The organism is Sulfurimonas sp. NW15 (genome assembly GCF_051132285.1).
Lineage (GTDB): Bacteria > Campylobacterota > Campylobacteria > Campylobacterales > Sulfurimonadaceae > Sulfurimonas > Sulfurimonas hydrogeniphila.
The window spans coordinates 1,906,205-1,928,730 of sequence record NZ_CP093237.1 but is presented as its reverse complement, the minus strand read 5'-3'; the positions used below and the strand labels follow the sequence as shown (position 1 = coordinate 1,928,730).

Genomic DNA, 22,526 nt, shown 5'->3' with positions numbered 1-22,526 from the left:
AAGTAACCCACGATGGTTTCAATCCCCTTAAAATCGGGTCAATGTTGTAATAAAGGATATAAAATGTGTAACACAAATGTAATAAATGTTTCAATCCCCTTAAAATCGGGTCAATGTTGTAATAATGCCGAGCAGTGTCAGTCGCAGAGTTGAAAGGTTTCAATCCCCTTAAAATCGGGTCAATGTTGTAATACGCTTAGAAAAACAACTAAGAAAGCTGTAATAGGTTTCAATCCCCTTAAAATCGGGTCAATGTTGTAATCTGAAGACGATCCAGGGTATATGTTTAATCTATAGTTTCAATCCCCTTAAAATCGGGTCAATGTTGTAATGCAAGAACCAAAAACTTGCCGACCTCATAGCATCAGTTTCAATCCCCTTAAAATCGGGTCAATGTTGTAATAAGATGGGGCATATGTAGACAGCTTAGCATTAGCTGTTTCAATCCCCTTAAAATCGGGTCAATGTTGTAATAGGCGCCAAGTTCACTACTGAGCCAGTAGGTGGTTTCAATCCCCTTAAAATCGGGTCAATGTTGTAATTGCCAAACTATAGCACCGACTTCTTAGTGGGCATAGGTTTCAATCCCCTTAAAATCGGGTCAATGTTGTAATTACCAGCATGAGCTTATCTCTCACTAACTTATACAGTTTCAATCCCCTTAAAATCGGGTCAATGTTGTAATCATGTATTTAGGTTTAGTAAGAATCAACGGTCGTAGTTTCAATCCCCTTAAAATCGGGTCAATGTTGTAATTAGAGGAGAAATAATAGTAGTAGGGGGCAACCCTTAGTTTCAATCCCCTTAAAATCGGGTCAATGTTGTAATATAGGTGGCAACCCTTACTGTAATAGTAACATAGAGGTTTCAATCCCCTTAAAATCGGGTCAATGTTGTAATATGGTAAGTATAGGTGGTTCAGTAGAGCAAGACTCTTGTTTCAATCCCCTTAAAATCGGGTCAATGTTGTAATGATAGCGTCAGCTATATACTACTTATAAGTCCTGAGTTTCAATCCCCTTAAAATCGGGTCAATGTTGTAATTGGTAAAGAGTTTATCAGTATTGAATTGGCAGTAGCGTTTCAATCCCCTTAAAATCGGGTCAATGTTGTAATTGGCAATAGTAATATTGCCAGACGGTACGGTGTTACGTTTCAATCCCCTTAAAATCGGGTCAATGTTGTAATCTAAAAGTATCGCTAGAAGTGCGGTATCGGTAAGTTTCAATCCCCTTAAAATCGGGTCAATGTTGTAATTTGAAAAAACTTTTTAGACTTGGACTAGAAGAGGGGTTTCAATCCCCTTAAAATCGGGTCAATGTTGTAATTCCAGGACTGTTCCTCCGAGAAAGAGAATTAAAAAGTTTCAATCCCCTTAAAATCGGGTCAATGTTGTAATTGTAGAAGGCAGTCGTACTGCTACAAAACAAGAAGTGTTTCAATCCCCTTAAAATCGGGTCAATGTTGTAATCTATCAAAGCCCCAATAAACAGGGCTTTTATTTCTTAAAAAAAACTTTTATAAAAAATAACAATAATATTTCAAAAAACTATGTTTTGCGAGTATTTATTATATCCAAATTATGCTGAATGTTTGTTGTTTTTTTCCATATTGTAAGCATATTTGTATACCATATAGGCTTCACTTCTTGAAAGCAATTTCAAATCTTTTTTATCATATAATAAGCCTTTAAAGTCAATACCTATTTTTTTGCCATTATATTCAAAAGTAGGATAAATTTTGTTTATAACATCCGCTTTCATTTTTTTTCTAAATCTATTGATGAAATCATAGAACTCTCTCTTGCTACTTGTATGCACTTGTTGATTGGACACATTTTTTTGATTTTCTAACATATTTCTTATCTCTTTTAATTCTGTTAATATTTGTTCTGCCCATTTTGGAATTTCTTCAGATTCACCACTGAAGATAGTATCAATTTGTTTATATATATTCATGCATCACCCTTTATAATATTTGGTTGTTTAAGGTCTATTGCACTTTTAAGGTGCAAAGATGAGCTTTTATCAACTTTGTATATTCTTACATCATCATACTCTTCATCTATAATTTCTTCTAAAATTTTAGCAATCTCTTTAATCTCGTTTGTTGTTGTATCCATAAGATAAAAAATGGACTTTTGTATGCGAATTGAAACTTTTTCTAAAACTTTTGCAACTTTTGCTAATCTTTTGGAATCTGCTATATCATAACAGACAAGAGCATTAAATTTCTTCATATAGTTTCACCTCTCCTAAAAGATTGCCATATCTATCGATGAAAAATACCTTGAAAATAGATGAAAGTTTTAAACATTCAGATATAGAGATATTTAACAGTTTATTGATATATAAACTTTTTATGTATCTATATGCTATGACATTATCATCCACTATCATATAGTTTTGCTTTACATGTAACTTTGTTTTCGAGTTTTTAATTACAATTATTTGTTTCATTTATCATCTTTTTTAAATTGGCTATTTCATTATCTAATTTTGGTTTAAGAGTATCTACAAGTTCAACAAACTCGCTCCAAACTTTTTTTCTACCCTCATATTTTAGATAAACTCCACCCTTTTTTGTAAAATCTTCCAGTGTTAAGGTATTATGTTTAAAAACAGATAGAACAGCTTGATTTATTGCTGAACGAAAAAGTTCCAATATATCTGAAGATAGAGCATTGTGTGAACGAAATGGAGTGTGCAAATACCCCATAGCAGGCTCAAAACCATAACTGAGCAGTTTTACTGTAATAATGTTGTAGTAGAGTGAATACCAATATGACATCAAAGCATTTACAGGGTCTTGTGGTGGTTTTTTACTTCGTTTGCCTTTATGATATTCACGAGGTAATATGTTAAAAAATTCTTGAAAATATAACCTTGCAAATGAACCTTCAATACCCATTATCGCATCTATTTGAGTTGCATTTTTTAACTGCTCTAACTGAAATTTTATATCTATATTTTCTACACCATTGACTTCTAGTTGCTCTTTATGTGAAATTAGTTTTTGTGTTATAAAATATTTTGCAAATTCTATTTTTTTATCAAGTGAAGTATATTGAGCTAATTTTATATCACCGTTTTTTGTATTTGCACTGCTTGTGAGACTGAAGCTATCATTATTGTATGAGATTATGAGTATAGATATATTTTCTTTAGTCAATTTTAGTATATCTTTTGTATGGAGTGTTGCTCGATGATTGAGTATGAGTATATCCATAAATCTAAAAGGGATGGTTTGTTCTTCAAATTTTATAGCATTGTTTTGGATTTGAAGTGTTATGTCTTTTTTATCTATTATGGCTATTTTCATAGTATGATGACTCCATTTTTTTCAAATGCTACCTGTTTTGCTTTACCAAGCAGTATGGTTTTATTTGCAACTTTTACTATGTTTACCTTGTCTTCATCTTCTAAAATATCCTCTAACTCTTTTATGAGTGAAGTCATTAGAGATTTATCTAGTGGTGCTTCCAAGGCTGATTTCTGACCACCAAGTGCATATGAGTATGCAATTTTTTTAATTTTTGGTAATCGTTTTTTGTCAAATATATCATATATTATGAGAAAATTTTGCATCTTAAAAGTCAAAAAGAGTTTTTTCTTTTTTGTAATTATCTATATATATAAATAATTTTTCTAAAGATCTATCTCCAACCCCTTTGACTCTTAGCAGTCCACTTAGTGAATTTATCTCTGGAATTTGTAGTGCATTTTTTATCTTTTTGAGTATATCTGCTCTTATTTTTGATTCTTTTTTTATAACATCTTCTTCTAATGATAAAAATATATTCTTAAAATTATTATACAAATCATCTTCTGCTGTTGGATCAAAGTGCCATATTTCCACATCAATGTCGCATTGACTTAAATATTTTGTCATAATTTCAAGGGATTTTTCAGGTTTTAAACCACCTTTGTCGGCTCCAAGTAGCGGAAAAGCTATGGATGTAATCCCTTTTTGTTTATAAGTTGCTACAAACTTTTCTAAACCTTTGGTAAGATACTCCTCTTTAGACGGAAATTTCCAATCTTTTTTTGTTGGAAAATTGAGTATATTTTTCTCTTTGCTTTTGTATATCCAGAGTTTTCCTATTGTTATTTGTTTATTGTCACAAAGAGCTTGATATTTAGTGAACATATCATGGTGTCGCAGTCTAAACTCATAAGCTATTCCAGCTCCCATAATACCTACACAGTTTACTGTATTTACGATTGTTTGTGCTTTTGTTGTAAAAATATTTCCTTTTTTTTCTGTGACCATTTTTGACTCCTTTTTAGTTAAAAAACATATCTGGTTTTATCATAATCTGAGATTCTTTTAAAGCATATCGTTGCATAATATAATTTTTTTGTGTATGATTTTTTACATAAATACCTAAAAGATTTTGTATACCCACTTTATTATAGACTAGCACTTCAGCCATCATTGTTTGCTTTACAATTTCTGGTTTGTTATTCCAATGCTTACTCCATACTAAATTCCAATCTATTTGTTGTAAGTCATTTACATCATAAAAAAATCTAACGCCATTTGTCGCAGCATTTCTATCTGTAATGATAGTTTTCTCAAAATTCAAAAGTTTATTGCTAAAAGCAAGCACAACTATGTCTTCATTTTTGTTTTTCCACATCATAGCATTGCGAGGATTAAAGTAAAATGGAACATAATCATGAACATTATGATAAAAAATAGCCTCATTTTTATCTCTTCTATTATTGACTTCTCTATTACTGATGTCTCTTTTTTTGTAAGGATTGTTATGTGAGAGGAGTCCATATTTAAAAATAGAATCAAGATTATCTATATGTGTCATATGTTTAAGTGAACCAATTTGAAATCTTTTTAAAAGTTCTTTTGTTAGCATTTTGTTCATCTTCTATCCTTTGTTTTGATAGAAGAAGTATAGAATTTTAAATAGACATTAATTGTCTAGTTGAAAAGATTGTTTTATTTATTAGATAAATTTTTTATTCCATTTTGAAGTTTTTTTTCATAAGCCTCTTTTAACTCTTGTGGTTCAAGTATGATCAAGTCAGGCAGCCATTTTTGAACAAATGGGAGAATCTCTAACTCTTGTGTATATGTAACACTAAAGAGTATGCTACCATCTGCCAACTCCTCTAAAAATGTTTGAAATGTTAGAAACTTTTTCATATCTTTTTTGAAGTATTTTGCTATGGGTGTTAAGGCTTTTAGTGTGGCTACTTTTTTCTCTACACCGTACAGTGTCATAGAGTTTTGCACTTCATTTTCTAAAAAGTTTAAATGTTTTTGCACTGATGATGGCTGAAAATGTCCTACTTTTGACCCAAAATCAACTCTTTTTATAAAACTTATACGACCAAATCTAAGTTTATCTTCACTATCTGCATAGGCAACATACCAATTGTTGTCCATAAAAACAAGTTTTAAACACTTGAGGTTGTCATACACTGTTTCATCATACATAAAGGTAAGCTTTGCATACTCTCTTGCTTCTATGATTCTTTTTAGTCTTGAAAAGCTTTGTTTTGATTCTAAGTTGCTTATATCTTCAAAAGGGGTATTTTTAAACATATATAGATGTTTGTCTTTTTTTGTAAGTTTTTCTAAATCTTTAAATATTTCGGGATCACCCTCATGAGCCATCTGTAAAAGCCAACCTATTTCTTGAGAATTTTCAAAGGCTTCTGTAAAGATGTCTATGGGTTTTATAAGTTTATAAATATTTTTTTTACCATTTTTAGATTTTTCTATATTATCAAAATGTTGTTTTAACTCATCTAATAACCTTCCAAGCTGTTTAGGACTTAGGTTTAATTCATAGAGTAGCACTTCATCATACGCATCAAGTGTTTTGTTCTGTCGTCTTTCAAACTCTTCTAATAAAAATATATATTTTTCAAATGTTGATATTTGTGCCATGTCTATATCTTTCCTTCTAAATATTCACTCATTGTTTCTCTATCTTTTGCAACTGCAAAAAAACCAGCACTATGTACAAACTCCATACTTCCATTTTGTGGTAGTCTTCTAGCATTTAACTCAAATGAACCAACTTTTTTTGGTGCAATTTTTATCTTGTAACTTCCATCTGCTTCATCTTGCCAAACTACTGCTTTTATATGTGGAGTTTTTTCTCCATTTATATAACTTGACCAATGTTTAGTAAACTTTTCTAACTCCAAGATAGAGCTATTAGCGTTAAATAGATATGAGTTTGCTACTATCTCTTTTGCTTCATATATCTCATCTTGTGCATCTTTTAAAGATTTTAAAATCCTCTTAGCAAACAAAACTGCATCTCTAAATGCTTCATCTTGTTTTGGTGAGTTTATATCATCACTATTAAAACATCTAATAAGACTAGAGTATTCAAAAGGCTCTGCTTTTTTTACACCTGTATCGTTAGCATCTACCAACTTTATAAGTTTCGAGATTTTAGGATACTCTTTTGCAACTTCTAAATAGTCCCAAATAAGTCCAGCACTACTTTTGCCACCACTATATTGATGATGATCAAAAAACTTCACACCATCAAACTTTTGTCCAATATCTATAACCATATCAAACTCACTAAAATCTTTAGTATTGTGTTCTACTCTCTTTACTACTATCTCATCATCACTAAAAAGCTCTAGTAATGCTATGGCTGTTATCTCATCTGAATGAAATATACCATTATGTGTAGATATATATTTTTTCATATGTCTAGTTTCCTTTTTATGGAAGTATAGAGAAAGTTTTAGACATAAAGTGACTAGCTATTTATCAAAATACTTTTCAAATAAATCAATAAAATATGAAAGCTTTTTAATATCTTGATTGACCTTATCTTTTCTATTATCTAGTTGATGCACTATACTATGCCGTATAGAAGATAAACTATCTAAATTTTCATTTTTATTATCTTTATTTTCTAAAAATTCTATATTGTAAGGGTAATCTACCCTCCCTTTTATTTTATCTCTTACATCTTTATCAGAACTATCTAAATTTGGTTCTTTTAATTCACAAGTTTTTGTTACAACAGCTTCAAACAAAGCCATATAACTAAGTGCATAATTATGATTTTTAAAAAACCATTTTGCTAATGCAAACTGAAAATCTGATTTTTTATCATAATTTAATTCATCTATAATTTTAATTATCTCAGGTGCTAAAAGTTTTACAATTTTATTTGAAGAAGTTTCAATACTATTTAATTTTTTATGTGCTGTTTGAATGAATTGTTGCATAGCCGACATATTTGCGATATTTATTGTATTATTCAAATTTACAAAAGTATTTTTTACTTGTTTTTCTAAAGAGTTATCTTGTTCAAGAAGTTCTATTAAAGCATTAAAGTCTCCATATCTTTTAATAGCTTCTATAGATTTTATCCAATCTTGCAATTCTAATAATATTTTAATATCTACTATAGGTGTAATACCATCTTTATTTTCATAGCTATACTCGTACATTCCATAATATACTGCTTTAACAGTAAAGTTTTTATCTGATACAGATGAAGCAAATTGTGTCATAACATAAGACATTAAAGATAAAGAACGAAAAGAGTGTGTTATGTCTAAATAAATTTCATCTCCATCTTCAATAAATTTTGAAATTTTAATGAATTTTTCAAAATTGCTCCATATCTCATTCTCATTTAATCCATAATCAATTAAAAATGGTTTGATCTTAAAATCAGTATCTTTTTCGATCTCTTTTAGAAGTGCTAAAGTTGTTTCTCCTAATTCTTTTTTATCGTATAACTCTTCATGAGTTTCACTGTTATCACCATCAAAAACAATATATGCTTCATCCCAAATAGATTTTATAGTACCTATTAAAAATATCTTGTCTAAATTTATATGTTCATCTATTGCTTTAGCTATAAAAGATGTTTCATAAACTTTGTCGTCTAATCTATATTTTGCTTTTTTGTAAGAACCTTCCTCTTTTCTTCCTGTACCTAACGAACTAATTAAAATTTTTGCCATTTTTTCATCTCCTAAATTTTTTTAATACAAAAACCAAAATAACCATAAAGGCAATTAGTGATTATAAAATGTCTAATTTATAAGCTTAACATCTCCATAATTTTTAAAGTTCTTTTATAAGCTGATTTTTTCTTAGGTTTGTCCCAAACTTTTTCTTCTATCATCTTTGATTTCACAAACTCTAAAGCTTCTTGCTTAAACTCATCTATTTGTTCATTTTCAATAGCTTGAAATACAACAACAGACTCACTTGCATTTTTGTCTGGATAGTTTTCTTTTAGCTCAACTATAAATCTTTCAAAAGGTGTCATGCTATTTAACTCTTCTTCTATTCTTATAGCTTCCTCATTTAGCCTTTTTTGTTCCTCTTCTAACTCTTTTTGCTTTGCTTCTTCTTTGGCTTTTAGTTCCTCTTTTTTTTGTTTTAGAATTTGTTTTATATTATATTGTTTATGAGATAGTTCATCGAAATATTTTTTCTCATTTTGCTCAATAGTTGCTAATGAATTTTTATACTCATTTTCACTAATTAGTTCAATATTTACCCAACCAAAAGGTGAATTATCTTCAAAAAGTGTATGTGTGGCAATTGGTTTATCATAAGTATTTAGAATATTATGCCCGTCATCTACCATAAAAGCTTTACCGCTAAATTTTCCAACTCTTGCTACAAAACTACTGTTTGTAGTTTTAAAGTAGCTGTTTTCTCTACTGTTTTGATTGAAATATTTTTTAAATTTTTCTATGATTGTATTAAATTCATAAATTGTTTTTATACTAAATATAAAATTAGAGTCATTATCTACAACCTCTACAATTTGAGGTATATCACTTCTTGCTTCTTTGTTTGGATTTTTGTGTTTTCTGTAACTATATCCTATTTTTACATTTGCATTTAGTGAAATTGTATCTGAAATAATTAACTTTTGTCTTACACTATTTTCAACTCTACCACTTCTATCCGGATATATTTTAAAAACAGTATCTAGCATACCTTTTATGCTACTACCTGGTATAATTGGAGTATGAATATTTACATTTTTAAAGGTTTTTTGTATTTCAAAAAGGTTTTTATTTTTACTGCCATCTTTGTTTCTTATAGTTTTAAATTTTGCCTCTACTTTTTTAGATACTTTTACTTTTGAAAATGCTATCTCTTTTACTTTTGATTTAATCTCATCTTTCTTATAAAAATCTATTATTTGCAAATAATCATCAAGCTTTGATAAAAATGAATTTTTTGTTATTAAATCTAAACTTTGCATAAACAACATCTCATCAAACTCATACAAATAGCCATCATCTATGATGAAATTTGTAGGTTCATAAACTTCACCTGTTCCTACATGTAATGGTGTTAGAGCTGTTAGTTTTAAGTAGTAAGTCTTCACAAAATCTCCTTTATAGGTATAACCATGCTATATCCCTGATGAACAGTATTGTTGTGGGTAGATATACCTTTTATAGCTTTGCCTACAAACTCTAAGTTTGTTTTATCTTTAAAGTTTATAACTGCCTTAGTATCTGCTAAAATAATTGGCTTTTTAAATGGATTTGTGTTTGATAATTCTGCTCCATGTTTTCCAAACCTAGTAAATGGCTCATAATAAACATTTTTTGCATTTATGCCATTTAAAACAGATGGTGATAATGTCATAAATGTTTTTGAAGTAGTGTTTAGTTTTATCTCTTCAAACTCACCTATAGTAAATCTTCCTTTTCCAATAGTAGCTTTTTTGCCATAACCCATTTGAGAAACAGTATTTAAAGAAGTTTCTAACTCATCTAATGAAAAATTATCATCAATTAAAAAGTATATATCTTTTTTAGAGAAATACGCTTCAGTAATAGAGTATGGGTCAAATCCATTGCCCGTTGTGTTGGTTCTGTAATTTATAGCAGTTTTAACACTACTTTGAGTTTGGTCTTTATTATCGACCTGTATATCTGTTTTTGCTTTTTTATAGTTCCCATTTTGTAACTCATCTAAAGTAAGCCAGATTTTCTTACGATTTTGTTTTTTTAAATTGCCATCTTCTTCTAAAAGTAAGCTTGGCATATTTGGTTTTGGTAAGTATCCACTTGCAAAACCATCAGATACAATTAAAAAAGGATTTGTTTCATAGTTATTTAATAGTTTATTTAGTCTATCTTCACTAAATTGATACCTTATGGCCCAGCAGATCTGACCAAATAGAGTATCACCTTTTAGAGTTGTAGCAAAATTTGATGTTGGAGTTATGGTAGTTTTATAAAGTATCATAACTAATCCTCTATATGAAATTTTACTCTACCATAACCACGACTTCCACTACCACCAAGATAATCATTTGCTACCAAATCAAGCCCCTGTTTTACCATAGATACGAGCTCATCTCCATTATCATCATCTAGCACTTTTACTCTTATATCAAAATCAAACTTCACCCCTGCAGGCACCCTTTCTGTTTGTCTTGGGTTAGATGCAGTTCCTGTTTGTCTATCTATAACATTTTCATACTTTGCTTCACTAAGTTTTAACTCTTTATCTACTGTTTCTTGAGAGAGTGAACAATCTCCCACACTTATGCGAGTTATACCAAAAGCACACTCCTTGTCTCCAAAAAGTTTAAGTAGATTCTGAGCATAATTTTTTTTGGCATCATCATTAAAGATACTATCATTTAAAAGTTTAGAACTAAATGGATTGCCGTCACCAATTCCTACAACTCCTATATGCCACTCTAAAAGGCTTCTCATCTTACCTTTTAAACTACTTCCTGGAATATATGGTTTATCTGTATTTATATCTTTTATAACACCATTATCAATTCCACCTATTTTCATAGTATCATCTCCTCCACCTATGTGAAGACCGCTAAGTAGTTCGATTTGACCTTTTATATTTACTATTTTCATCTTATTTTCTCCCTTCTAAACTTTTGTGAAATCCTACAACTGCTTCAAAAAATAGTTTAAAAATATCTAGTTTATCTTTTGAATTTACCTGCTTTATACAGCTCTCCATCATATCTACAAATGCTTTATTTACTAAGTTTCCACCTGCACTTTTTCTTGTACTTGCATAGGCTACTTTTGAGTTTAACATCTTTACAAATGGTAGTAAATCTGTTTTAAACTCATCTTCACTTAAATCTTTTGACTTTTGTTTTAAATCTAAAACTTGATCATAAAATTTTCTTATTTGAGTATTTTGCACTCCACCTCTTCCTGTGCCAATATCGTTTGCCCATTTTTTTGCAGTTTCATTAAACAGTTCAACATCTTTTTTATAATCTAAAATTATATTGCTCATACTTCTCTCCTTTTATAAATAAATTCATTTAAAAACATCTTGCTCTCCTTTGGATTTTTCTCTATCATCTCATCTAAAACTTTTAACAACTCTAAATGCTCTTTACCTACATTTCTCATAAATGTATAGTTTAGTTTTGATTTCCACATAGTATTTTTGATATTTTTTTGTATATTTTTACTCATATCACAAAGCTCTAAAAGTCTATATAAAAACGAAGTGTTATTTACAACTTTTTCAAACTCTCTAAAACTATTTTGCAATTTATCATACACTTTTAAGTAGCTATCCCACTTAACTGTTTCACCAAATAGTGAGATTGCATTTTTATCTTCATCTATCTCTTTTGCACTCTCTAAAAGCTCCTCTGTATGGTTTGCTAAATAACTAATAGGGGTAGATGGTTTTGCTAAAGATATACCAAAAGATATACTAAGCTTACCTTTTATGAATTTTTCAAAATCTTTATGAATTTCTCTTGCTAATTTTAAAACCTCGTCCCAACTTCCAACTAAAAACAGGTCATCTCCACCTGCAAAAACTGTATATGTATTTTTATAGTTTTCTCTCATAAGTTTTGGAACATATAAAGAGAAAAAGTTATCTAGGGTTTTTGAAAAAGTATCAAAATTTTCAAAGCTATCTGTTACATCACTATTTTGTAGAAAATTACCCATGCTATCAACATCAGCTTTTAGTATAGCTAAAGATCTTACTCCACTCTCAAGCTCACTACAACTATTTTTAGCCAAAGTCTCAAAAGTAGCTGGGTTTTTACCATCTTTTAAAATATAAGATTTTAATTTTTTATCTATGAGTATGGTTGTAGAAAAATCTTTTAGATAATCTACTTTATAGTTTGTTTGCTCTTTTAGAGTTAAAATTCTTCCAAGCTTTATAAATTCATCACAAATTTTACAATTATCTGTAATCTTTTTTCGTATGTTACAAATAGAACATAAGTTGTGATTGTCTATATTGTTATCATAATTTAGCACAAATTCATCTCTTGAGATGAGTGAGAATTTACTAAATTTTTGCATCTCAACTTCATTTGCTATTTTTGTTCTAAGTGCTTTATATCTTTTTTTATCATTAAAATCATCTTTACTACATGTAACACTACAAATATTCATACCACTAAGCCCATAAAAATTAGCTATGAAGTAGTTATTTATCTTTTTTTGAATATTTTGCAATATAGCTTCATCTCTTATGGGTGAAATTATTTCAAACTTACCAGCATTTGAAATTAAAATATAGTCCTCGTCTATGCCTAATTTATGGCATATATATTTTGCAATATACTTTGTAAAAACTTGAATAAAAGCAGATTTTGCTCTTAAAACTTTACTTGCATTTTTAGCACTTAATCTTTCGAATATAAACTTTTGAATACCATAAAAATCCCCACAAATTATAAACATATCATAATCTAAAAGATGTGATATTTTTTTAGTTTCATTTTTAACTATATTGTCAAAATTTTCATCAAAATATTTTTTATATATACTCACTTACTCTCCTTAATTTCAATCTTGCCAAGCCCAAAGACTGTACTTTTTCCAACACCTACAAGTTCGCCAATTCTTAAGATATTGTACTCTTCTTTTGTTAAGCCTTCTATGGCTATCTCACCTATTAAGCCATCAAGGTTCATAGTAGTTTTTTGTCGGTTGCTTCTTCTGGTTAGTTGTTTATAGTTTAACCCTTTTTTTACTATTTTACCCTTCATCTTGTAAGGAAATTTTCTATAATCTTTTCCCAAGAGTTTCATCTGCCTTTGATAGATTGAATTGATTATATCTTTTAACTCTATGTTATCATCTCTTAAAAATCTATTGTTCTTTTTAATCCTTAAAGGTGTGATGAATTTGATTAAAACATCTTGGTAATAATTTTCTATTGTAAAGGTTTTTGTGTAGTTTTGTGGAAGTTGGATTGTGCCATTTTTGTTTATGAGAGTATTATTTACAAATATATCAAAATTGCTAAATTTTAATCTGTCTCGACCAAGTCCAACTTCACCCAAAAGTTTAATAAAAGCCGAAATTACATAAGGTAGTTTAGAAACTGCATCTTCAAAAAGATAAAGATTGAAATCATAATAATTCAAACCTAACTCAAAATCAAACCTATATGAATGAAAAGAGTTCTTTTTCTCGTAAAAGTCATAGTAGAGACAACTATCTTTTGCAAAACAGCCATCACATGTAAAAGAAGGATTTATACAAACAACTTTTTTAAGAGCATACCCAAATGCACCACGAAGTTGTGAACCTATAAAATATGGAGGTTTTGCATTTATAATAATAGATAATTTTGTAAAAATCATAATATTTTCACAATAACTTTATTTAAAGTGATTTTTTGTTTTTTCCATTGCATAATATATTATATCTTTTTATTATAAAAATAGTTTAAATAAAGTTTAAAATATTATACAATAGTTAGTTATTTAACACTTTATAAACTTTTTAAGGTTGTACTCTATTGTAACTAAAAGCACCATATCTTGATAGATTTTTTATATACTCGTATTTCAATAAAATTCTACATCATTTTTTAAATCTATTATCACTTTTTTTATTTCTTTATCAACATTAAGCGATAATAGTCCTTCTGTATTAAGTCTTATCTTTGATATTTTTACACGACTTTCTTGGTCTGGATCTTCAAATTCATCACCTTTTGTTTTTGTAAAGTTTGGAATGTAGCTTTTTGAATCTAATTTTTCTACGTTGTAACTTTTTAGAAAATAGTATGTTTTAGTAAACTTCTTGATTTTTTTCTCATCATACTCTCTGTGAAATCTTTTAAAGAGTTTTTTTGTAAAATCATCTAATGAGTAGAGTAAAGTAAGATTGTCTATTTGTCTGAAAAAATATATCCAGCCATATTGTTTGTTTTTGTAAACACAGCCTGATATCTTTAGATTTAATTCTCTATAAAGTGTGGCATCATCATTTTTTATATTTTTGTAAAATACCCCAACAATTCTTTCCCTGAGTCTATCTACTGAGCTTTCTCTTACAGATATTTTATCTTTAAAAAACTCAAATCCCAGGTATTGAAATTTATCTTCTTTAAGTGAGCCGACAGTTGATTTGTTACTGTGAGTTTTTATCTCATGCATAGTTAGTTTCAACAACTTCATTTGTTCAGATATTTCAGAGATTATCTTCTCTACATCATCTTTATTGCAAAATATTAAAATATCATCAACATATCTAAAATATTTTAAGTTGCTTTTTGCAACAAATATTTTGTCTAAATCACTTAGATATATTTGAGATAAAATACTTGAAATAGATAAACCTTGAGGAATGCCTTTTCCATTTGTTTCATTCTGTTTGTTCTTTCTTCTTCCTTTGGAGATAGTTATCTGTTTTATGGCTTTGTTTACAACATAAATCGCTTCTTCATCGTTTATGTAACTTTCCATTTTTTCAACCAAAATCGCATGGTCAATATTTGGGAAAAAGTTTTCAATATCTACTTTTATAAAACTATCATACTGCTGTAGTTTTAAAGTTTTTATAATCTTTGAAACTTTTGTGTTTACATTATCATCAGATATGCTATCTTTAATTTCATCTTTTAAAAATTTTTGCAAGGCAGCAAGAGTCAATCTGTCTCTGTTAGTTGGTATAGATATTATTCTAGGATTTGAATCTTGACCTTTTAGTATGAGTTGTTCTTTGTAGGGAGAAAATTTATATGTATGATTTTTAATTTTTCTTTTTATGATATTTATTTCATCATCTATAATATTACTAAATTTTTTTGTAGAGATTCCATCTGTTCCTGTTATTTCACTGTTCTTTATTTTTTTTTCAAAAATCTTGTGAAGTGCTTTGCTTTTTAAATACTTTTTAAATTTCATTTAATCTCCATTTAGCAAGCAAAACATATAAAGTTTTCTATTTTATACCTAATAATAAATATTAAGCTTATTATATCTAAATGCCTAAGCATTAATTTTATCTATTTATATCTCTGATTAAACAGAGATCTACCAAATCAAAAGATAAGGTAATATGTTTTGCTTAATGTAATTATACATTACAAGGTTGGTCATATTTTGTCTAAAATTATATTTTATGGAAATGTTAACTTCTTATCTTCTTCTAACAGTTGCATATTCAAATCAAAACTATATTAAGTCATCATTTCATAGGTAATATTTTCCAAATTTCTTTCACAGCTTTTTATTGTAAGATTACCTATAGATCTAGCAATAGTATTATTTTCTATAGAGATAAATTCAATTTTTCTAAGATGCACAAGTTTTGCTAAAAATTTAAATACTTCTTCTGATAATAATCCACCATGGATAACAACTTCTTGAAGTGTATATATATTTTCTATAATTGTAATGTCTTTATTTAACAAATTTCCATCTATACTTAGATATCTGAGAGATAGTTTAGAAAAGTTTTCAGGAATAACCTTGAGTGTAGGATTGTTACTAATATCCAACTCTCTTAAATTATGCAATCGATCTATATCTGCAGGTAATGATTCAAGATGGTTGTTAGCCAAAGACAATATAGCTAATTTTTTTAGTTTGTATATATTTGGAGATATAGTTCTAACAGTATTGTTTTTTAATATTAATTCTTTTAGATTTACAAGAGAAAACACATCTTCAGGAATATTTTCTATATCTTTTTTATCAACATATAAAATCGATATATCTTTTATAATTTCTTTTGATAATCCAGATGAATAACAAAAAGTTGCATTCATTTTTTGTAATAGAGACATTATCTCTTTATCATGTATCATTATTTTATCATCAAACTCAAAAGAGAAAAATTTTCCAGTCTCAAATTGAAATACAAAATTTAAAGTTGAAGTTCCATATATATTTTTAATAATTGAAATAGTAACATCTGGCTCCCGTTTTTGGATATAACAATTATTTGGCTCTTTGCCTTGCAACAATGCGTTTTCCTCTTTAGTAAGTGCTATATCTTCTTCATAAAACTGGGGAATATATATCATTATAATTGTATTTGCTTCCATTTCAATATAATTATTTTGAATATCTCTGATGTATGGTCTTTTATTTATTCTATTCTCTATACTTTTATCTAACTGTGACAGCAATATTATGGGTAAGTCTAATTCAATTGCCAATTTTTTAAATTCTCTTGCAAGATTTGAATTATTATGATTTTCAATAAGTTGAAAATAATCTATTACAATCATCTTAATATTGTTCTTTTCTACCATTTTTTTAGAAATTTTTTTAATATAATCAAATGTGATGTATTTTGAATCATCTATATACAAATTATTGATACTAGCTCCAAATTTTTCTATCTCTTTGATTAAAAAATCTGTGGCATTTTTTAAATTATTTAATGGAATATTAGTTGTCATACTAATTATTTTTTTTAACAATTGAATCTTTGTGAGATCTAATGAAAAATAGAGTACATTGTTGTTCTGCTGTATATTTTCTAATACACTACTTAGAATGAATGATGTTTTTCCAAAACCAACCCTTGCAGCAATTACATTTAGCTCTTTATTTCTAAATTTATTAATCCTGTTATCCAGTTCATTGAACCCAGTTGTTATCCCAGTATCTTCGCTATTTATAACAGAAAGTTCTTTTTTTAATGTTTTCATTTTATTTATAATTCAACTGCTTTCTAAGGATAGTTGGAACATCATAATCTATATCTTTTGCATTTCTTTTTTTCCTTCTTAAAGAGACATCACCTATAATTGGTTTTCTTATCTCCAATATTGTCTCTTTGGAGATATTGCCATAAGCAATTAATATCTGCTCTAATGTTGTACAATACCCTTTTATATGCGCTAAATCAACGTTGTCAGATCCAATTGCTAAGCACTCTTTATATTCAATATACCCAAGTTTTAAACTCTCTAGTAACTCTTCTGTTGATATTTGTATCACTTTCCTCTCCTCTAATGAATAAATTTTAATGTAAAACTATTCTTCTGTGCTATATTAGATCAGTTTTTTTATGATAGATGTGATTATACTATTTTTTTAAGCATTTCTTTTATATCTTCATAACTCTCTAAGGCTGAAGCTCTTCCAACTTCAGGATTCATACCGGCACCTTTACCATCCGTTATATTCTTACCGATTTGGAGCTTATGTTTGGCATTTGAATGAACTAGGAGTCTGTGTTGATGACTATTATTTAAGTATCTAACTAATATGACTTTGTTAAATATAGTTTTCTTCCTTTTTTTATTTTGTGGTAGTATAGAATTTTAGATGGTCATATTTTGTCAATTTTTAATTATTTTGAGAGTATCGTATATAATGTGTTCTGTACTCTCCTTCGGTAACATTAAAAAGAGCTTCATTCCAAAATTTAAATCTGAAGTGCAATTTTTTTAGAATTTGAAAATAAAAAGTTGTAAACTTAGATTTGAAGAGGTTAAATGTTAAAATCTTACTTCAAATTCTAACCACAGAATATAGGAGAAGTAAAGATGAGTTATAAACATTTAACCATAGAAGAACGATACCAAATATAAGCTTATAAAGAGGTAGATTTTTCTAAAAGTGAAATTGCTAAAAAATTAAAAGTACATCGTATTGTTTTAGAAATAATATGAAAAATGTTAGACTTATTTTGTCTATAAATTATCTTTTATAGATTAAAGAGCATCTTAGTATAAAAACCCAAACAACCATATGGGCACTCTGTTTCCACTACCCACTTCTATATCATCGGCTACGATAAAAGAGTTTGGTATATCCTTTATCTGTTTGTATTTTTTGTTTTTACCACCCACTTCCAAAGTGTATTTTTCATCTACAAGCAAATCACCTTTTTTTGCTGCTTGGATGGTGTGAGCTTGGCTCAACATACTTGCGACAAAAACCTCTCTGAGTGTGCCTGTGTTGTTATGGCTGCAGTAGGCATAATGTAAGTTTGTATTGTTTAGGTAGATTTTATCTGGTTTGACAAAGATGTTATCCCCTTTTGATGCAGGTTTTAAAGTGGTAAATATTTTTGCACGACTGAGATACTCTATAAACCTGTAAAGCCCTTTGTAGTTGTCTTTCATATCCATTTTTGCTAAAAGCTCTTTGATGTTTGGAGTGTATGGGTGTGATTCACAGAGGAGTCGTACTAATTTTTTTAGATTTTGTACACTGCTGTAGTCTATAGGAAAAATGGAAGGGATGTCCACTTCTATAACGGTATTTATTGTCTCATTGAGTCTGATGAGATAATCCTCTTTATCTTCAAAGTAAAAGGGATAGTAGCCACTTTTGATATACTCTCTAAAAAGTAGTGTGAGATTGAATTTTTGTAAAAGTTTGTACGCTATATCTATATGATTTGTCAAAATATCTTCAAGTGCAAACGCGGGGAGTTCGATGCCTTTTTCTAGCTCTACAAACTCTCTAAAACTTAAACCATACACACTGTAAAGTCTTGCCCGTCTGCTAAGGTCTGCTTTTGCATTATTTATACTTAATGCACTGCTTCCACTAAAGATAACTTTGAGACTTAACAAGTCATAAATCTTTTTTAACTCTATCTCAAAGTTTTTATATTTGTGTATCTCATCGATGATGAGCACTTCACCTTCCTCTTTACTAAAAGAGTTGGCTACTTCAAACAGGGATGGAATGGTTATGATATCTGCACTGATGTAGAGTTTTTTAGAAAATGGCAAATCAAGCTCTTTGAGGTACTGCAAGAGGTAAGTAGTCTTCCCAACCCCTCTAGCCCCTACAATACCAACAAGCTTTTTATCAAGATTTATAGTTTTATGAAAATATCTTTTATATGTGAAGTTGTTATTTTCAAAAAGTTTTCGCTGATACTCTCTAAGTTCATCCAACTGCATCTGAGAACCTTTTTTTGTTTTATTGTATCTAAATTGGACTTATAAACCTAATTTAGTTATATTTTTTTGGAAATGTTTATCTAAATCAATCTCATATATTTCTTTTAATAATGCTATTTCTTCTTTCATTTTACTTTCTCAACCTATCGTTTCTAACCAATACTTCATAAATGGATCTACAAGGTAGTACCTGTCATCTTTTTTATCGCATATATCTTTTTTTAAAAGTGCTTCAAGTGTACTTTTTAGTGTTGTTGCACTGAAATTAAACTCTTGCAGATGATCGTTGCTATAGAGATTAAGCCCATCAACATGAACGATGTATTTTAATGTATTTTTTTGATTTGGAGTTAAACTTGACCAGATAAAACTATATAAATCATACTCTCTTTGTATGATCAGCTCTAAACTCTGTTTTAAAATATCATCATCTGCATTTTGAGATGTTTTTTCCCATATCATCGACATTATCTGTTGCATATAGTATGGAAAACCATCTGTTATATCAAAGACTTGTTTTATGTATCTTTTTTCTATCTCTTTGTTAGTCTGTTTAAATTTATTCTCTATAAAAACTATCCACTCATCTAATTTTATCTGCTCTATATGAAAATGTTTTACAGATTTGTAAAAGGCTCTTGAATTGTCGCTAAACATCTGGTTCAGTATGGACTTTTTGCTACCACTAAATATATACGAAACTTCTCTTGAGTGTGATTGTAAGATGGTTCTTAGCTTTTTTTCAAACTTTAATTGCTCTATCTCTTGAAATTCATCAAAGATTACTACTACTTTTTTATTAAACTTTTTAGCATATATTGATGGTAAGTTCAAAACATCTTCTAAAGTTTGATTTTGCTCTTTTTTACTAATTGAAAGAGAGTAGGAGATATTACCCGTCTCATTTATACTCATAGTAACATTTGGTCTTATGTTTAATACCTCTTTTATATTTCGTAAAGCTTTTTGGGTGTTGTTTTCAAAACTATTGATTATGAGATTAAAATATTTTTGTATAAACTCATCTATGCTCGATACACTAAAAAGGTCTATAAAAATAACCTTATAATCTTTTTGCTTATCTAATTTATGTTTCAATTTTTTTAGAAGCGATGTTTTACCAAATCTTCTTGGAGCATAAAGTAAAAGATTTTGCCCACTAGATACATCTTGTGCTAACTCCTGCAACTCTTGAACTCTATTGCAAAAATCATCATCATATACTTCATTCCCATAGTAAAATGGATTGGGTGTTTTCATATTAGACCTTTTAATATTATAGTAATTAGTATTATACCTTTTAGTATAATTTAAGTCAAATAAAAAGTTTTCTTTGATACTCTCTAAGTTTATCTAACGCATCTGAAAATTTATGATTCAGATACCTATTTTTTTTATTAAATCAATATCTCTTGCACTAAAATATTCAAAACATCCTTAAATGCAACAGCAGCAGTCTCAGATGCATACTGACTTGTTTGAGGTTCTTGAACAAGTACAGCTATTGTATAACTTTTTTTATTTCCATTAACAAATCCGACAAAGGAGCAATTGTACTCTTTGATGTATCGCCCATTTTTCGCAACATGAGCAGTACCAGTCTTTCCGCCTATTTCTAAGCCTTGCGCCTTTGCATTTTTACCTGTACCTTTTTCTACTGTCTCTATCAAAATCTTCTTTACTGCATTGGCAGTTTTGGTATCTATCACTTTTTGAGGTTTTTGTGCTGTGCTACTGGCAACTATTCTAGGTTTTATGAGTATGCCATCATTGTTAAAAACATTGTAGGCTTGCAGGAGTTGCAGAAGATTAACTTTTACTCCATATCCATAACTGGTAGTCGCTTTATAGATTTCATATTTCAAACGCTTACTATCAGGAATAAAACCACCGTTTTCACCACGCAATCCATCTATGGAATGTTGTGTAAAACCAAACTTTACAAGCCCGTCGTGATAATCTTGTGCGGGCAACTTCTGTGCTATTTGTACTATACCTATATTTGAAGAGTATATCACTACATTTGCAGCACTCAGCCAATCAAATGGATGATGGTCAGTTATAGTTCTTCCTTTAACCTGATAACGCCCTTGGTGTCCATTAATAAGATCATCTGGAGTAATAAGTTTTTTCTCTAATGCTAAAGAAAATACAACCGGTGCCATAACAAACCCAGGTTCATATGTGAGATTTGCTATGCGGTTTTTTGGAAAATCTTTCACTACATTACTGTTAGAATCAGCCAAACTAAGAATCTTTCCTGTTTTTGAATCCATAACAGCTACTGCAACAGCCTTTGCCTGAAACCTCTTTTTCATAGATTGTGTGAGAGATTGTAGTTGTTTTTGCAGTGAGGCATCAAGTGTGAGTGGTATCACTTTTGTAACAGTTACATTCTCTCTTGCGCTAATAATAGAAGCCAAGAGTAAAAGTAGAACGAATATATTTTTTTGCATAGTGAAAATCCTTTTTTAAATTTTGTTCGTATTTATAGCCTAAAATGGATTTTCATCATCCATATCCATATCTTAGAACCTTTGAGAATATCTTATCTCTATATCTCTTGTGCGATTTCCCACCAATATGATTTTGTTGTACATTTTGATTTTCCTATTTGTTTACGATGATATAGTATTCTTTACTATGGAGAGATATTGTCAAGAAAGTTGTTTTTATTGCTGAAATACGATGTTGTTTGTATATATGCTCTCATTACAAGATTGATATTTTTCATAAAAACTATGTAACATTATTTTATTTGCTTTTATGTTTCGTTCATGAAGCTTATCTTCTTTTTCAAAATATGGAATGAGTTCCTGTGCATGGTAAAATATCGTTTTGTCACATATCTCTTCTATATGTTGCCACACATTTACAAATATTTTTCTACTAACACCTTCCCAATAAATACAAGGTTCTATACCAATTACATTTACACATTTATCCATATCTTTTGCTATTTGAGCCAATACTTCTGTAATCACGATAGTATACATTCCTCTGATTTGCAGGAGTAAAATGTTTTGTTCATTTACACTTTGCAAATATTTTGTAATCTCATTGCCATATTCTTGCATAGTTACTTCAAAAACTTTTTTTGGAGCTGGAAAACCAGCACCACCACCTGCATAAGAGTGCAGGTCTAAAATTTCTGTTGCTTTTATGTCAATACCAAATTGAGTAATATCAATAGCTTGATCTTCTTTATATGTCAGTCCAAGTATACCTAAGATTAAGTATACCTAAGATTTTTGTGATACAGGGAACTCTAATTCTAAAATAGTGTGTTGAGCAAGATAATTTAGCATGTTTGTTTTTCCTTATTTGTATAATGAGGAGATTGTAACAGGAAAAATAGGCATACTATGTCTATAAGATATATTTGTTATAGTCTT

Annotated in this window: 23 protein-coding genes and 1 CRISPR repeat array (1 of these 24 cut by a window edge); all 23 genes read right to left on the bottom strand. The window is 29.1% G+C overall.

All coding sequences use genetic code 11. The features are described from left to right. Positions 1–1,471: a CRISPR direct-repeat array (repeat unit 36 nt; unit sequence GTTTCAATCCCCTTAAAATCGGGTCAATGTTGTAAT) (it extends 418 nt beyond the left edge of the window). A 109-nt stretch (positions 1,472–1,580) separates the two neighbouring features. Continuing rightward, entirely contained in the window at positions 1,581–1,958 is a 378-nt protein-coding gene (locus MLC52_RS09960) for a hypothetical protein (RefSeq protein ID WP_434580264.1), read from the bottom strand. Then, positions 1,955–2,239: a CRISPR-associated endonuclease Cas2 gene (gene cas2, locus MLC52_RS09955; protein ID WP_434580262.1), complete on the bottom strand. Its 285-nt coding sequence runs from the start codon at positions 2,237–2,239 to the stop codon at positions 1,955–1,957. Before cas2 (MLC52_RS09955) ends, MLC52_RS09960 begins: the two co-directional genes overlap by 4 nt. Beyond that, positions 2,226–2,459, bottom strand: coding sequence for a hypothetical protein (locus tag MLC52_RS09950; protein WP_151899673.1), 234 nt, complete (start codon positions 2,457–2,459; stop codon positions 2,226–2,228). Before MLC52_RS09950 ends, cas2 (MLC52_RS09955) begins: the two co-directional genes overlap by 14 nt. After that, the gene (gene cas1, locus MLC52_RS09945; protein ID WP_434580260.1) at positions 2,437–3,321 is read right to left on the bottom strand and encodes a CRISPR-associated endonuclease Cas1; all 885 of its coding nucleotides are present in this window, start codon (positions 3,319–3,321) and stop codon (positions 2,437–2,439) included. Before cas1 ends, MLC52_RS09950 begins: the two co-directional genes overlap by 23 nt. Continuing rightward, a complete protein-coding gene (cas2, locus tag MLC52_RS09940; RefSeq protein ID WP_151899675.1) occupies positions 3,318–3,587 on the bottom strand; it encodes a CRISPR-associated endonuclease Cas2 in 270 nt (89 codons plus the stop codon). The genes cas1 and cas2 (MLC52_RS09940) overlap by 4 nt, the downstream gene beginning before the upstream one ends. A 1-nt stretch (position 3,588) precedes the next feature. Further along, positions 3,589–4,272, bottom strand: coding sequence for a macro domain-containing protein (locus tag MLC52_RS09935; protein ID WP_434580258.1), 684 nt, complete (start codon positions 4,270–4,272; stop codon positions 3,589–3,591). Between the two features lie 13 nt (positions 4,273–4,285). Further along, positions 4,286–4,885, bottom strand: coding sequence for a DUF4433 domain-containing protein (locus tag MLC52_RS09930; RefSeq protein WP_434580257.1), 600 nt, complete (start codon positions 4,883–4,885; stop codon positions 4,286–4,288). Positions 4,886–4,959: 74 nt separating this feature from the next. Beyond that, complete coding sequence (locus tag MLC52_RS09925; protein ID WP_434580255.1) at positions 4,960–5,916, bottom strand: WYL domain-containing protein; 957 nt, start codon at positions 5,914–5,916, stop codon at positions 4,960–4,962. 2 nt (positions 5,917–5,918) lie between these two features. Then, positions 5,919–6,698, bottom strand: a complete 780-nt coding sequence (locus MLC52_RS09920; protein ID WP_434580253.1) for an MYG1 family protein — start codon at positions 6,696–6,698, stop codon at positions 5,919–5,921. A gap of 57 nt (positions 6,699–6,755) precedes the next feature. Further along, positions 6,756–7,976, bottom strand: coding sequence for a TIGR02221 family CRISPR-associated protein (gene csx2 / locus MLC52_RS09915; protein ID WP_434580251.1), 1,221 nt, complete (start codon positions 7,974–7,976; stop codon positions 6,756–6,758). 77 nt (positions 7,977–8,053) lie between these two features. Further along, positions 8,054–9,367 carry an RAMP superfamily CRISPR-associated protein gene (locus MLC52_RS09910; protein WP_434580249.1) on the bottom strand — a complete coding sequence of 438 codons (1,314 nt, stop codon included), beginning with the start codon at positions 9,365–9,367 and terminating at the stop codon, positions 8,054–8,056. Next, positions 9,364–10,239, bottom strand: coding sequence for a type III-A CRISPR-associated RAMP protein Csm4 (gene csm4, locus MLC52_RS09905; protein WP_151899682.1), 876 nt, complete (start codon positions 10,237–10,239; stop codon positions 9,364–9,366). The genes MLC52_RS09910 and csm4 overlap by 4 nt, the downstream gene beginning before the upstream one ends. Positions 10,240–10,241: 2 nt before the next feature. Next, positions 10,242–10,874 (bottom strand): type III-A CRISPR-associated RAMP protein Csm3, encoded by a 633-nt coding sequence (csm3, locus tag MLC52_RS09900; protein ID WP_434580247.1) that lies wholly within the window; start codon positions 10,872–10,874, stop codon positions 10,242–10,244. A 1-nt stretch (position 10,875) separates the two neighbouring features. After that, complete coding sequence (gene csm2 / locus MLC52_RS09895) at positions 10,876–11,271, bottom strand: type III-A CRISPR-associated protein Csm2 (protein WP_434580245.1); 396 nt, start codon at positions 11,269–11,271, stop codon at positions 10,876–10,878. Further along, on the bottom strand, positions 11,268–12,788 hold the full coding sequence (gene cas10, locus MLC52_RS09890) for a type III-A CRISPR-associated protein Cas10/Csm1 (RefSeq protein ID WP_434580244.1): 1,521 nt from the start codon (positions 12,786–12,788) through the stop codon (positions 11,268–11,270). The genes csm2 and cas10 overlap by 4 nt, the downstream gene beginning before the upstream one ends. Further along, complete coding sequence (gene cas6, locus MLC52_RS09885; RefSeq protein WP_434580243.1) at positions 12,785–13,606, bottom strand: CRISPR system precrRNA processing endoribonuclease RAMP protein Cas6; 822 nt, start codon at positions 13,604–13,606, stop codon at positions 12,785–12,787. The genes cas10 and cas6 overlap by 4 nt, the downstream gene beginning before the upstream one ends. A 207-nt stretch (positions 13,607–13,813) precedes the next feature. Further along, a complete protein-coding gene (locus tag MLC52_RS09880; protein WP_434580241.1) occupies positions 13,814–15,157 on the bottom strand; it encodes a reverse transcriptase domain-containing protein in 1,344 nt (447 codons plus the stop codon). 275 nt (positions 15,158–15,432) lie between these two features. Next, positions 15,433–16,914, bottom strand: coding sequence for a DnaB-like helicase C-terminal domain-containing protein (locus tag MLC52_RS09875; RefSeq protein ID WP_434580240.1), 1,482 nt, complete (start codon positions 16,912–16,914; stop codon positions 15,433–15,435). A gap of 1 nt (position 16,915) precedes the next feature. Beyond that, a complete protein-coding gene (locus MLC52_RS09870) occupies positions 16,916–17,206 on the bottom strand; it encodes a hypothetical protein (protein WP_151899690.1) in 291 nt (96 codons plus the stop codon). Between the two features lie 731 nt (positions 17,207–17,937). After that, positions 17,938–19,131, bottom strand: coding sequence for an AAA family ATPase (locus tag MLC52_RS09865; RefSeq protein WP_434580238.1), 1,194 nt, complete (start codon positions 19,129–19,131; stop codon positions 17,938–17,940). 138 nt (positions 19,132–19,269) lie between these two features. After that, positions 19,270–20,391: an AAA family ATPase gene (locus MLC52_RS09860; protein WP_434580236.1), complete on the bottom strand. Its 1,122-nt coding sequence runs from the start codon at positions 20,389–20,391 to the stop codon at positions 19,270–19,272. Between the two features lie 137 nt (positions 20,392–20,528). After that, positions 20,529–21,587 carry a penicillin-binding transpeptidase domain-containing protein gene (locus MLC52_RS09855; protein ID WP_434580234.1) on the bottom strand — a complete coding sequence of 353 codons (1,059 nt, stop codon included), beginning with the start codon at positions 21,585–21,587 and terminating at the stop codon, positions 20,529–20,531. Positions 21,588–21,803: 216 nt separating this feature from the next. After that, positions 21,804–22,208, bottom strand: coding sequence for a hypothetical protein (locus MLC52_RS09850; protein WP_434580233.1), 405 nt, complete (start codon positions 22,206–22,208; stop codon positions 21,804–21,806). Positions 22,209–22,526: the final 318 nt, after the last annotated feature.